General features: G+C 71.6%; 11 protein-coding genes. 10 read left to right on the plus strand and 1 reads right to left on the minus strand.

What is annotated here, in order from left to right; all coding sequences use genetic code 11:
* Positions 1 to 32: 32 nt before the first annotated feature.
* On the plus strand, positions 33 to 1,313 hold the full coding sequence (locus LV75_RS14230; protein ID WP_372504173.1) for an MFS transporter: 1,281 nt from the start codon (positions 33 to 35) through the stop codon (positions 1,311 to 1,313).
* Here the strand turns inward: LV75_RS14230 and LV75_RS14235 are convergent.
* Positions 1,236 to 2,738 (minus strand): CCA tRNA nucleotidyltransferase, encoded by a 1,503-nt coding sequence (locus LV75_RS14235; RefSeq protein WP_253887367.1) that lies wholly within the window; start codon positions 2,736 to 2,738, stop codon positions 1,236 to 1,238. The two genes, LV75_RS14230 and LV75_RS14235, sit on opposite strands and share 78 nt — an antisense overlap.
* 80 nt (positions 2,739 to 2,818) lie before the next feature.
* Here LV75_RS14235 and LV75_RS14240 point away from each other — a divergent pair, with 80 nt between their 5' ends.
* The 9 genes from LV75_RS14240 (at position 2,819) to LV75_RS14280 (ending at position 13,175) form a co-directional block, all read left to right on the plus strand.
* Positions 2,819 to 3,367, plus strand: coding sequence for an NUDIX hydrolase (locus LV75_RS14240; protein ID WP_253887368.1), 549 nt, complete (start codon positions 2,819 to 2,821; stop codon positions 3,365 to 3,367).
* A 21-nt stretch (positions 3,368 to 3,388) separates the two neighbouring features.
* Positions 3,389 to 5,563, plus strand: coding sequence for a DUF6049 family protein (locus LV75_RS14245; protein WP_253887369.1), 2,175 nt, complete (start codon positions 3,389 to 3,391; stop codon positions 5,561 to 5,563).
* 26 nt (positions 5,564 to 5,589) lie between these two features.
* Entirely contained in the window at positions 5,590 to 7,224 is a 1,635-nt protein-coding gene (gene murJ / locus LV75_RS14250; RefSeq protein ID WP_253887370.1) for a murein biosynthesis integral membrane protein MurJ, read from the plus strand.
* Positions 7,225 to 7,293: 69 nt separating this feature from the next.
* On the plus strand, positions 7,294 to 8,859 hold the full coding sequence (locus LV75_RS14255) for a protein kinase family protein (RefSeq protein ID WP_253887371.1): 1,566 nt from the start codon (positions 7,294 to 7,296) through the stop codon (positions 8,857 to 8,859).
* A gap of 61 nt (positions 8,860 to 8,920) precedes the next feature.
* Positions 8,921 to 9,550, plus strand: a complete 630-nt coding sequence (sigM, locus tag LV75_RS14260) for an RNA polymerase sigma factor SigM (RefSeq protein ID WP_253887372.1) — start codon at positions 8,921 to 8,923, stop codon at positions 9,548 to 9,550.
* On the plus strand, positions 9,547 to 10,314 hold the full coding sequence (locus LV75_RS14265) for an anti-sigma factor family protein (protein WP_253887373.1): 768 nt from the start codon (positions 9,547 to 9,549) through the stop codon (positions 10,312 to 10,314). Before sigM ends, LV75_RS14265 begins: the two co-directional genes overlap by 4 nt.
* A 170-nt stretch (positions 10,315 to 10,484) precedes the next feature.
* Entirely contained in the window at positions 10,485 to 11,483 is a 999-nt protein-coding gene (trxB, locus tag LV75_RS14270; protein ID WP_253887374.1) for a thioredoxin-disulfide reductase, read from the plus strand.
* Between the two features lie 40 nt (positions 11,484 to 11,523).
* Entirely contained in the window at positions 11,524 to 11,853 is a 330-nt protein-coding gene (gene trxA / locus LV75_RS14275; protein ID WP_253887375.1) for a thioredoxin, read from the plus strand.
* 182 nt (positions 11,854 to 12,035) lie between these two features.
* The gene (locus LV75_RS14280) at positions 12,036 to 13,175 is read left to right on the plus strand and encodes an N-acetylmuramoyl-L-alanine amidase (RefSeq protein ID WP_253887376.1); all 1,140 of its coding nucleotides are present in this window, start codon (positions 12,036 to 12,038) and stop codon (positions 13,173 to 13,175) included.
* The last annotated feature ends 190 nt before the right edge of the window (positions 13,176 to 13,365 follow it).

Below are 13,365 nucleotides of genomic sequence, written 5' to 3' on the forward strand. Positions count from 1 at the left end.
GGGGGCCGCCCATCCCTATAGGCTCAGCCGTCGTGAGCACGGCCCGAACTGACCCCGAGCACGAGGCCCACCACGCCCGGATCGGGCCGCGGGCGCTCCTGGCTCGCGACGGGTTCCGCAGGCTCCTGTTCACCAGGTTCTCCGCGCAGTGGGGCGACGGCCTGTTCCAGGCGGGGCTCGCGGGCGCCGTGCTGTTCAACCCGGAGCGCGAGGCCGACCCGTTGGCGATCGCGGCCGGGTTCACCGCGCTGCTGCTGCCGTACTCCCTGATCGGCCCCTTCGCGGGCGCGCTCTTGGACCGGTGGGACCGCCGCCGCGTCCTTGTAGTCGCGAACATCCTGCGTGGGGCGCTCATCTTCACGGCAGCGCTATCAGTGGCCGCAGGGGCTGGCGGGACAACCCTGTTCACGCTGGCTCTAGTCACCATCGGAGTCAGCAGGTTCATCAATTCGGGTCTATCTGCGGCGCTCCCGCACGTTGTCCCGATCCGCAATCTGGTCGAAGCGAACGCGCTGGCGACGACTCTTGGCGCTGTCATCGCCGTCTTGGGCGCGGGTTGCGCGGTAGGGCTAAGGGCGATCTTCGGCGATCACAACATCGGCTCCGGTATCACTACCGCCGTCGCGTGCCTCGGTTCCGCCGGGTCGGCCTGGTTCGCGATCCGGTTCGCTAAAGGCGCGCTCGGACCCGACGAGGTCGACGAGCCCCCGCAGACCATGGTCGCTGTGGCGCGCGGCCTGTTCGACGGCGGTAGGGCCGCCGTCAAGACGCCCACCGTGTTCGCCGGGTTCGTCGCGCTGCTGGCCCACCGGACGGCGTTCGGCATCGCGCTGCTGCTGACCGTGCTGCTCGCCCGGTTCCGCTTCGAGGCGGGTCTGGGCGGGCTGAGCCAGGTCATCGCCCTGGTCGGGGTCGGCATCCTGCTCGCGGGCCTGGTCACCGCCCGGATCGTGGCCGCCATCGGCAGGCGCCGCGCCCTCGCCGCGGGCCTGCTGCTCGGTGGCGTCTCCATCGTCGGGTTCGGCCTGCCGCTGACCATGCCGACCACGCTCATCGCGGCCCTGCTGATCTCCTTCGCGGGCCAGCTCGTGAAGCTGTGCGTCGACGCGGCCGTGCAGCGCGACATCGGCGACGAGCTGCGCGGCCGGGTGTTCGCCCTCTACGACACCCTGGTCAACGTGGCCCAGGTCGTCTCGGTCGCCCTGGCCGCGCTGGTCGTGGCGCCGGACGGGGCATCACCCGGGCTGGTCCTCGCCGCCGGTGCCTGCTACCTCGTCGGGCTCGCCGGTTTCGCCCTGGCCAGCCGCGCCTAGCCCCTGGGCGCGCGCCCAGGACAGCAGCGCGGCCACCGCGTCGTCGTACTCCAGCGGCCCCTGGTCCAGGCGCAGTTCCTTCAGGAACGACCAGGCCTTGCCCACCAGCGGGCCCGGCGGGATGTCGAGCAGCCGCATGATCTCGTTGCCGTCGAGGTCCGGCCGCACCCGGGCCAGGTCCTCGTCGGCGGCGATCCGGGCGATGCGCTCCTCGAGCCCGTCGTAGGTGCGCTGCAGCGCGCTGGCCTTGCGCCGGTTGCGGGTGGTGCAGTCGGCCCGGACCAGCTTGTGCAGCCGGGGGAGCAGCTCGGCGCCGTCGGTGACGTAGCGGCGCACCGCCGAGTCGGTCCACTCGCCCTTGCCGTAGCCGTGGAAGCGCAGGTGCAGGAACACCAGCCGGGACACGTCCTCGGTGATCTCCTTGGAGTACCGCAGCGCCCGCAAGCGCTTGCGGACCAGCTTGGCGCCGACGACCTCGTGGTGGTGGAAGCTCACGCCGCCGCCGGGCACGTGCCTGCGGGTGTCGGGCTTGCCGATGTCGTGCAGCAGCGCGGCCAGCCGCAGCACCAGGTCCGGGCCGTCCTGCTCCAGGGCGATCGCCTGGTCGAGCACCACGAGCGAGTGCTCGTAGACGTCCTTGTGCTGGTGGTGCTCGTCGATCTCCAGCCGCATCGCGGGCACCTCGGGCAGCACGTGCGCGGCCAGCCCGCTGTCCACGAGCAGCTCGACGCCGAGCCGGGCGTGCGCGCCGCAGATCAGCTTCGACAGCTCCGCCTGCACCCGCTCGGCGGTGATCCGCTCGATCTCCCCGGCCATGTCGTGCAGCGCGGCGATGACCCGGGGCGCGCAGGTGAAGCCGAGCTGGCTGACGAACCGCGCGGCGCGCAGCATCCGCAGCGGGTCGTCGGCGAAGGACTCCTGCGGGGTGGCTGGCGTGTCGAGCAGGCGGTTGGCGAGCGCGTCGAGGCCGTTGTGCGGGTCGATGAACTGCTTGGTCGACAGGTCGATCGCCATCGCGTTGACGGTGAAGTCGCGGCGCACCAGGTCGGCCTCGATGGAGTCGCCGAAGCGGACCTCGGGGTTGCGGCTGACCCGGTCGTAGGCGTCGGAGCGGAACGTGGTGATCTCGCACTGCGCGCCGTGCTTGGCCGCGCCGACCGTGCCGAACGCGATGCCGGTGTCCCAGATCGCGTCCGCCCAGCCTGTGATGATCTTCATGATCTCCGGCGGCCTGGCGTCGGTGGTGAAGTCGAGGTCGTTGCCCAGCCTGCCCAGCATGGCGTCGCGGACGCTGCCGCCGACCAGGTAGAGCCGGTGCCCCGCGGCGGCGAAGCGGGTGGCGAGGTCATCGGCGACCGGCGAGACCCGCAGCAGTTCGACGACGGCGTTGCGCGCGGCATTGGTGGTGGCGGACGTTCGAGACACGGTGGACGAGCGTAACCGCTGCGCCGCGCCCCGGGTCTCACGCCCGTCCCCGCTGAGCCGTTCGCACTACCATCGCGAGCATGCCCCCGTCGTCCGGCAGGTCCCGAGGTGCCCGCTCCGGGCGCCGGTTCCGCCGACGCGGCCGCCGGTTGACCACGGTGGACGAGACCTCGGCAGGCGGGCTGGTCGTCGACCCGGCCACGCACACCGTCGCGCTGATCGGGCGGCTCGACCGGCGCGGGCGGTTGCTGTGGTCGCTGCCCAAGGGGCACATCGAACCGGGGGAGACCCCGGAGCAGACCGCGGTGCGCGAGGTCGCCGAGGAGACCGGCATCGACGGGGAGGTGATCCGCCCGCTCGGCACCATCGACTACTGGTTCATCGCCGACGGCACCAAGCGGATCCACAAAACCGTCCACCACTTCCTGCTGCGGGCCTACTCTTTCGAGCTGTCCGACGAAGACCTGGAGGTGACCGAGGTCGCGTGGGTGGCGCTCGAGGAGTTGGACGACCGGCTCGCCTATGCCGACGAGCGCCGTCTGGTCCGCAAGGCCAGGCAACTACTCTCCGAGCATCCGCTCTCACCCGATCCGGTTGAGCGAGACCTACCAGAAGTTGGACGGGCCTGACCCGATGCCTGGAGAGAAGCCGTGACCACTCGACTGCGCCGCGCCGGTTTCGCGGCGCTGGCCGCCGTCTGCGCTGTGCTCGGCGCGCCGCTGACCGGCCAACCCGCCGCGGCGGAGGCAGCGACGCGGTTGCGCGTCGACCTGGACCAACTGGCGCCGCGGGTGGTGGAGTCGACCACCCAGTCGGTGACCATCAGCGGACGCATCACCAACTCGGGTGACCGCCGAGTGGACAAGATCGAGGTCCGCTTACAGCGCGGCGAGGTGCTCGACACCGAGGCCGGGCTGCGCGCGGCGCTCACCGAACCGCAGCGCACCGACGCGGTGAGCCGCCCGCTGGTCAGCTCGGCGTTCCAGCCGATCACCGCCGCGCTCGACCGCGGGCAGAGCGCGGCGTTCACCATCACCGTGCCGGTCAGCGCCGAGAAGGGCGCGCTCAAGCTGGACAAGCGCGGCGTCTACCCGCTGGTCCTCAACTTCAACGGCGTACCCGACTACGGCCGTGCGGAACGAGTCGGCGCGCTAAGCACGCTGCTGCCGGTGCTGGCCGTTCCCGGCGGCGGGCCTGCCGTGCCGCCCGCGGAACCCACCCAGCTCGGCGTGCTGTGGCCTCTTATCGACGAGCGCCCACGCCGGGTCGAGACCCCGACCGACGGCAGCCGCACCGTGTTCGCCGACGACGGCCTCGCAGCGTCGCTGTCGAGCGGGCGGCTGTTCACCCTGGTCGACACCGTGCGCAACGCGGCAGCCGAGAACGCCTCGGCGCTGCGGTCGCTGTGCTTCGTGATCGACCCGGACCTGCTCGCCACCGTCGTGGAGATGTCGTCCGGGTACCTCGTGCGCGCCGCCGACGGCTCGGTGTTCCAGGGCAGCGGCGCTCGGACCGCCCAGCTCTGGCTCGACCGGGTGAAGGAGCTGACCCGCGGCCAGTGCGTGATCGCGCTGCCCTACGCCGATGTCGACCTCGCCGCCCTGTCGCGCGCCAACACCGGCAGCCTGGTCGACATCGCCCTCGGTGAGACGGCCTCGGTCGAGGCCATCCTCGGCACCAAGCCGCTGACCAGCACGATCTGGCCGGACGGCGGCACCCTCGACAGCCGCACCCTGGCGACCCTCGCGGCCAGGGGGCGCACCACGGTCATCGCCGACGCGACCCGGGTGCGCGACGCAGCGGGCGAGTTCCCCTACGCGCTGGGCACGAACCTGCGCGCGATCCCGTACGACCAGCTCGTCGCGTCCTCGCTGGCGCCCAAGACCCCGGTCGACGACTCCGGCGTGAAGACCTCGTCCATCCAGAACGGCCTGGCGACCCTGGTCTTCCGCGGCGGCTTCCAGACCACCCCGGGTCAGCCGGTGCTGGTCGCCCCGCCGCGCCGGTGGAGCGCGACCGCGGCCGAGCTGACCGTGTTCCTGCAGACCATGTGGTCGCTGGAGAGCCAGGGGTTCATCGACCCGCTCGGCCTCGACGGCCTGGTCAGCGGTCCCGACCACGGCACGGCTGGCGCGCTGGAGTACTCGGCGACCGACAGCGCCGCCGAGGTGCCCGCCCCGGCGACCGCCGAGATCGCCAAGGTCGACGCGGTGCAGCGGGACCTGGTGGAGAACGTGCTCTTCGAGGACGACACCCGCCAGGTCGACCCGGCCGACCTGGTCAAGCCGATGCGCTACGCGCTGGTCCGGGCCGGGTCGAGCGCCTGGCGCGGCGACCCAGAGCGGGCCAAGCGGGCCACCAGCGCGGTGACCGACCAGCTCAACGCCCTGCTCGCGCAGGTGTCGGTGACCGACCCGGGGCGCCCGCTGTCGCTGGCCTCCAAGGACAGCCCGCTGCCGGTGTTCATCACCAACGGCCTCCCGGTCACCGTCCGCGCGAAGATCAACGTCGGCGCCACCCCCGGGCTCAAGCCGGAGGAGGCCGTGGTCGTGCGCATCCCGGCCAAGGCGGGCATCCCGCGCTACCTGCCCGCCGAGGTCACCCGCTCCGGCCGCTTCACCGTCACCATCTGGCTCACCACCGACAGTGGGACCCTGCTCGGTAAGTCGTCCCGGTTGGAGTTGAACTCGACCTCGTACGGCAGCATCACCATCGCGGTCACCGGAACGGCGGCCGGTGTGTTGGTGCTGCTCGTGGGTCTGCGGTTGGTCCGCCGGATCCGCGCGGCCGGGCGGGCCAGGGCGGCAGCCGAGAGCGACCTCTGAGCCGGGCTCAGGGCAGGGACGGGTTGATGGACGGGACGGCGACTGTGACCAAGGGCGAGCCCGCGGGCGGGTCGACGCCGTCGCTGGCCAAGGCGAGCGGGTCCATGGCGATCGCCACGCTGGTCAGCCGGATCACCGGCTTCGGCTGGAAGATGGTGATGGCCTGGCTGATCGGCATCAACGTCGCCACCGACTCGTTCACCATCGCCAACACGCTGCCCAACATCATCTTCGAGCTGCTGCTCGGCGGCGTGCTCGCCAGCATCGTGGTCCCGCTGCTGGTCCGCTCGCAGAAGGACGACGACGGCGGCGCCGAGTACACCAACCGGCTGCTCACCGTCGGCATGACCGGTCTGGCCGTCGGCACCGTGCTCGCGGTCGCCGCCGCCCCGCTGTTCACCGCGGTCTACGTCGACGACTCCACCGGCAAGGCCAACCCCGAGCTGGTCACCGCGTTCGCCTACCTGCTGCTGCCGGAGATCCTGTTCTACGGCCTGTTCGCGCTGCTCTCGGCGATCCTGCAGGCCAAGCAGGTTTTCGGCCCGACCGCGTGGGCGCCGGTGGTCAACAACCTGGTGATCCTGGCGACGCTGGTCACCTACTGGGCGCTGCCCGGCGACATCTCGCTGGACCCGGTGCGGATGGGCGACCCGAAGCTGCTCGTGCTGGGCATCGGCACCACGCTCGGCATCGTCGTGCAGGCGGTGGTGCTGCTGCCCGCGCTGCGCCGGACCGGCTTCAAGTTCCGCTGGACCTGGGGGATCGACGCCCGGCTGCGCGAGTTCGGCGGGCTGGCGCTGTGGATCCTGGGCTACGTGGCGATCAGCCAGGTCGGCATGGTCATCACCCAGCGGGTGCTCACCGTCGCCGCCGCCGGTGGCGTGTCGATCTACTCCAACGCCTGGCTGCTGTTCCAGCTGCCCTACGGCGTCATCGGGGTCTCGCTGCTCACCGCGATCCTGCCCCGGATGAGCAAGGCGGCCGCCGACGGCGACACCCAGCGGCTGGTCGACGACCTGTCCACCGGCAGCAGGCTCTCCGCGGTGATGCTGGTCCCGATCAGCGCGGTCCTCACGATCATCGGCGCCGCGCTCGGCGTCGCGCTTTTCGGCGCGGGCGAGGCGGACATCGAGCAGGCGCAGCGGCTCGGGCACGCGCTGGCGTTCTCGGCCTTCGGCCTGCTGCCCTACGCGCTGGTGATGCTGCAGCTGCGGGTGTTCTACGCGATGAAGGACGCGCGGACGCCGACCCTGATCATGATCGTGATGACCGTGGTGAAGATCCCGCTGCTGTACATGTGCGGCGCACTGGTCCGCCCGGACCAGGTGGTCGTCGGGGTGCTGCTGGTCAACTCGCTGACCTTCGTGGTCGGCGCGGTGCTCGGCCAGATGTGGTTGTGGGTGCGGTTGGGGAACCTGCACAGCAAGAAGATCGTCAAGGTGATCGCGGTGTGCGTGCTCGCCGGTGGGGTCGGCGGGGGCGCGGCGTGGGGGCTGGGGCTCCTGCTGCCCGAGGTGGACTCGCTGGTCACCGCGTGGGTGAACGTGGTCGTGCTCGGCCCGGTGGCGTGCCTGGTCGCGTTCGGTGTGCTCGTCGCGCTGAAGGTGCCCGAGTTGAAGCCCGCGACCAGCCGAATCACCCGACTGGTGCGCAGGGGCTGACCCGCTCCGTCACCGGTGGCCCGCCGAGTTCACGTAGGCTCGGAGCTGGAACGGCAGGTGGAGAGAGTGGTGACGACGAGGCGGACCGAGTACCCGGCGGGCGCGCCGGGCGAGGGAGCGGCTGGCGCACAGGCCAGGCCCGGCTTCCTCGTCCCCGGCAGCGCGGTCGGCGACGGCAGGTACCGGCTGCTCGCCGAGTTCGGGTTCGACGAGCGGGTCAACGCCCACCTGTGGCGGGCCCAGGACAACCAACTCCGCCGCGACGTCGGGCTGACGCTGCTGGTCGGCGACCCCGCCGACGCCAAGGCGGCCGGTGCCGCCCGCAAGATGCTCGAGCGGACCATGCACGCCGCCCGCATCACCCACCCGGGTACTTCTCGGGTCTTGGACGTGCTCGGGCCGGGCAACGGCATCGGCCCGACCGAGGGCCTGCTCGGCATCGTGGTCGCCGACTGGTCGCAGGGCACCGACCTGGTCGACGTGATCGCCGAACACCCGCTGCCGCCCTCGACCGCGGCCCGGCTGCTCGAGCCGCTGGCCGCCGCCGTGGAGCTGGCCCACCACTCGGGCATGGTGCTCGGCGTGGACCACCCGCAGCGGGTCCGGGTCACCCCCGACGGTGTGCTGCGGCTGTCCTTCCCCGGCCCGCTGCCCGAGGCGACACTGCAAGACGACGTGCGCGGCCTCGGCGCGATCCTGTACCTCTTGCTCACCGGTAAGTGGCCGCTGCGCAGTGCCCCCGGCCTGCCGCACGCGCCCTTGGCGGCAGATGGCCAGGTAATCCCGCCGCGCGCCCTCTTCCCGTACATCCCCTATGAGCTGTCTTCGGCTGCCGTGCGAAGCCTGACCGACGACGCGACCGGGGGCATCCGCACCAGCTCGGGCCTGCTGAAGGTCCTGGAGCGGGCGAGGCTCAACGAGGACGCCACCCAGAGCATCGCCGCGATCGCCGACGACACCGAGGACGAGGTAGACGAAGACGGCGCGGTGTGGACGACCCGCCGCCCGCACAACGACCGCACTAAGCGCCGCAAGCTGGCGATCGGGGTCACCGCTCTTGCCGTGGCCACCGTCGGCGTGCTCGCCTGGGTCGGCATGCAGCTGATCAGCTTCTTCGGCGACGACGCCCCCAGCGCCGGTGGCCCTACCGTGGTCGCCACCGCACCGGGCAACGCGGAGAACAACCCCAAGCCGCCCAACCCCGGCCAGCCGATCCAGGCCGCAGGCGTGCAGGTCTTCAACGTCAAGGGCACCCCGGACAGCCCGCGCCGGGCGAACCGGGCGGTCGACGGCGACCCGAAGACCTCGTGGAAGACCGACAAGTACCAGCAGCCGTTCCCCGCGCTCAAGCCCGGCGTCGGCATCATGGCCGCCTTCGCCGAGCCGGTGCCCTTCGCCGAGGTCGTGATCGACTCGCCGAGCGCGGGCACCGTGGTCGAGATCCGCACCGCGCCGTCGGAGAAGCCCGGCCTGGATGAGACGAAGGTCATCGGGAAGGCCACCCTGCAAGCGGGCCAGAACCGGCTGCAACTCGACCGCGCGGAGCCGACCCAGCACCTGCTGATCTGGATCACCACCCTCGGCGATGGCAACGTCTCGGAGATCACCGAGATCGGCTTCGTCCGCGCCCAGTGAGCGGTCTTGCCTGGTCGACGCAGGCTTCAGCGGTAAGGCGACCGCCCTATACGCTGTCCGGGTGACTGCCGCAGCCAGCTCGGACGCCGACCTCATCGCGGCGCACGCCGCGGGAGACCAGCACGCATTCGCCGAACTCGTGCGCAGACACCGTGACCGGATGTGGGCCGTCGCACTGCGCACGCTGCGCGACCCGGAGGAGGCCGCGGACGCGCTGCAGGAGGCGTTCATCTCCGCCTTCCGCGCCGCCGGGTCCTTCCGCGCCGAGTCCCAGGTCACCACTTGGCTGCACCGGATCGTGGTCAACGCGTGCCTCGACCGGGTGCGCCGCAGGCAGGCCCGACCGACCGTCGCGCTGCCCGAGGCCGGACCGGGTGAACCGGTCACCCCGCGCGACGCGATGGCCGAGCGGGAGACGCGCCTGGTCGTGCAGACCGCGCTCGCCGAGCTCTCCGAGGATCAACGGGTGCCGATCGTCTTAGTGGACGTCGAGGGCTACTCGGTGGCCGAGACCGCCAAGCTGCTCGGCATCGCGGAGGGCACCGTCAAATCCCGGTGCGCGCGCGGCCGGGCCAAGTTGGCGAAAGTTCTCGGACATCTGCGGAACCCCGATGCAGATGCGAACGTCCCAGGTGGCGCTGTCGCAGACGGTCAAGACTTGCCGCACAGGCGCCACTGGGAGGGACGATGACGGACGAGCCTCGGGGCGGTGCCCCCGACGGGCCGCCATGGTCGGTCGACCTGTTGGCGGACCTGCACGCGGGTGTCTTGGACCCCGCGCAGAGCTCCCGGCTGTGGGCCAGGGTCAACACCGACCCCGAAGCCAGGGCGGTCGTCGAGGCGCTGGAGTCGGTCCGGGTCGGCCTCGGTGAGCTCGGCGCGGGCCCGGTCCAGCCGATGCCTGCCCACTACGCAGCGCGACTGGACGCGGCTCTCGGCGCCGAGGCCCAGCGCGCGTTCGGCGGCGTCGCCGTCCAGGACCCGCCCCGGCCCGGCGTCGCACCCGTGGTCGACCTGGCCGAGGCCAGGCGCAAGCGGGGCAGGCGCACCGCCTGGGGTGTCGGTTTGTTGACCGCGGCGGCCGCCGCGGTGGCGATCGGCTACGGGGTGCTGCCCAAGACCCAGGAGACCAGCGGCATCGCCGAACCGGCTCCGACCGCGGGCGACGCCAACACCCCGCTCGCGGTGAGCAGCGGCAACGTCGGCGAGGCTGCGCCCAGGATCCTCGGCAAGAAGGACTACGGGCCGCTCAAGGACGAGGCGGGCCTCAAGCGCTGCTTGAGCGAGAACCAGTTCACCGACAACACCGCGCCGATCGGGGTCGCGCCGGTCACCTTCGACGGCAAGTCGGCGGTGTTCACCCTGCTCCTGGTGCCGGGCGACGCCAAGCGCTGGCAGGTCCTGGTGGTCGAACCCGACTGCACCGCCCTGTTCAAGGGCACGATCGGCCGCTGATCAGCTGACCCCGAGATGGCCCCGCCCAGCAGGCGGGGCCATCTTCGCGTGGTGGGTGCGGCATCCGTGCGGGCCATCACCACGAACCCCAGGAACAAGCGGCGCATACGATCGCGTTGACAAGCAGTGTGCCCGGGCGGCCCCGTCCGGCGAAGGTCGATGGAGGGCAGATGCCTGCGGAAGCGGACCAGATCCGAAACTTGATCATCGTCGGTTCCGGCCCAGCGGGCTACACGGCGGCCGTCTACGCGGCCCGCGCCCAGCTGGAGCCGCTGGTGTTCGAGGGCTCGCAGTTCGGCGGCGCGCTGATGACGACCACCGAGGTGGAGAACTTCCCCGGGTTCCGCGACGGGATCATGGGTCCCGACCTGATGGAGCAGATGCGCGCCCAGGCGGGCCGCTTCGGCGCCGAGCTGCGCGCGGAGGACGTCGACACCATCGAGCTCGACGGCCCGGTCAAGTACGTCGTCGCGCACGGCACCCGCTACGCCGCCAAGGCCGTGGTGCTGGCCATGGGTGCCGCGCCGCGCTACCTGAACGTGCCCGGTGAGCAGGAGCTGCTCGGCCGGGGTGTGTCCGCCTGCGCGACCTGCGACGGCTTCTTCTTCCGCGACCAGGACATCGCCGTCGTCGGCGGCGGTGACTCGGCCATGGAGGAGGCGCTGTTCCTCACCCGCTTCGGCAAGACGGTGACGATCATCCACCGGAGCGAGGAGTTCCGCGCCTCGCGGATCATGCTGGAGCGGGCCAAGGCCAACGAGAAGATCCGCTGGCAGCTCAACTCCGCGGTCACCGAGGTGCTCGGCGACGGCAAGGTCAGCGGCCTGCGGCTGCGCGACACCGTAACCGGCGCCGAGTCGACGCTCGAGGTCTCCGGCTTCTTCGTCGCCATCGGCCACGACCCGCGCAGCCAGCTGGTCGCCGGCCAGGTCGACGTGGATGACGCGGGCTACGTGCAGACCAAGGGGCGCACGACCTACACCAACGTCGACGGCGTGTTCGCCGCCGGTGACCTGGTCGACCACACCTACCGGCAGGCCATCACCGCCGCCGGGTCCGGCTGCTCGGCCGCGATCGACGCCGAGCGCTGGCTGGCCGAGCACGGCACCGCCGAGGCCGAGGTCGCCGCGGAGCTCGTCGGCGGCGGCTACGGCCCCGGCGCCAACTGACCCCCCATCCCACACCCACCGATCCAGGGGAGCCCTCAACATGGCTGGTAACACCGTCACCGTCTCCGACAAGTCGTTCGTCGAGGACGTGCTGCAGAGCGAGAAGCCCGTCATCGTCGACTTCTGGGCCACCTGGTGCGGCCCGTGCCGGATGGTCGCCCCGGTGCTGGAGGAGATCGCGGGCGAGTACTCCGACAAGATCACCGTCGCCAAGCTGGACATCGACGCCAACCCGGGCACCGCCCGCGACTACCAGGTGCTCTCGGTGCCCACCCTGATGGTGTTCCAGGGCGGCCGCGCCGTGAAGACGATCGTCGGCGCCAAGCCCAAGGCGCTGCTGCTCAAGGACCTCGAGGATTACCTGGGCTAGTCAGGCAACCCGGAACCGGGGCTCGTGCGTCTCGTTAGGCGACGCGAAGCCCCGGTTTTCGCGTATTCGGACGACCCACCCGCCATCCCTGCGGGGGACGGCAAGACCGGCAAGGCACAATGGGTGACCTGTCGGGCCGCGCACCGGAACCATCCGGTGCCCGAGACGAGAGCGAGGGGTGCATGCGGGTATTGCGCCGCGGCGATGAGGGACCGGCCGTTGCCGAAGTTCGGTCCACGCTGGCGGCGTTGGGCCTGTTGCCCCCGGTCAGCGGGATCACCGACCAGTTCGACCACGCGGTGGAGCACGCCATCCGCGCGTTCCAGCAGCAGCGCGGCCTGATCACCGACGGGCTCATCGGCCCGGCCACCTACCGCGCCCTGCGCGACGCCACCTACCAGCTGGGTGGCCGTCCCCTGGCGTACCTGGTCTCCGCCCCGATCACCGGCGACGACGTGGCCACCCTGCAGGAGCGCCTGCTCGAACTCGGCTACGACGCGGGTCGCCCGAACGGGGTGTTCGGCGCCCAGACCGAGGCCGCGCTGCGCAACTTCCAGCGCGACTACGGCATGACCGTCGACGGCATCTGCGGCCCCGAGACCATCCGCGCCCTGCGCCAGCTCTCCCCCCGCGCCCGGGGTGGCCGCCCGGTCCTGCTCCGCGAGCAGGAGCACGCCCGCCGCTCCGGCCCCCGCCTCACCGGCAAGCGCATCGTCATCGACCCCGGCCACGGCGCCCACGACACCGGCGTCTCGGTCGACGGGGTCAACGAGTCGGACCTGATGTGGGACCTGGCCCGCAGGCTGGAAGGCCGCATGGTCGCCACCGGCATGGAGGCCCTGCTGTCCCGGGGCCCCGACCAGTGCCCGGACGAGGCGACCCGCGCCCAGTTCGCCAACGAAGCGGGCGCCGACCTGGTGCTCTCGCTGCACTCGGACAGCAACGCTTCTCCGCTGGCCCAGGGCCTGGCCTGCTTCCACTTCGGCTCCGGCCACGGCGCCACCTCGACCCTGGGCGAGGCCATGGCGGGCCTCATCCAGCGCGAGCTCACCAAGCGCACCGGCATGCGCGACTGCGGGACCCACCCCAAGACCTGGGAACTCCTCCGCCTCACCCGCTGCCCCGCCGTCCGCGTCGAGATCGGCTACCTCACCAACACCGAGGACCGGACCCGCCTCTCCGACCCCGCCTTCCGCGACGTCGTGGCCGAGGGCATCGTCGTGGCCGTCAAACGCCTCTACCTCCTGGGCGAGAACGACCAACCCACCGGCAGCTTCTCCTTCGCCGACGTCCTGGCCCACGAGCTGGCCAAAGCCGAATAACCCACCCCGTCGCAAACGCTTTCCCCACCCCGCCGCCCCCGGCGCCGTCCCGGCCCCAGCCCCCACCCTCTCCGGGGGGCGTCCCCGATGCCAGTCTATCGGTGAGTGGGGGTCGGCGGGGGCTCGGCGAAAAGCTGTGGATGGCCGCTGGGGTTGTGGATAACTCCGACCTGGGCAAACAGGCGCCCAC

Origin of the sequence: Actinokineospora diospyrosa, from assembly GCF_024171925.1 — a bacterium.
Lineage (GTDB): Bacteria > Actinomycetota > Actinomycetes > Mycobacteriales > Pseudonocardiaceae > Actinokineospora > Actinokineospora diospyrosa.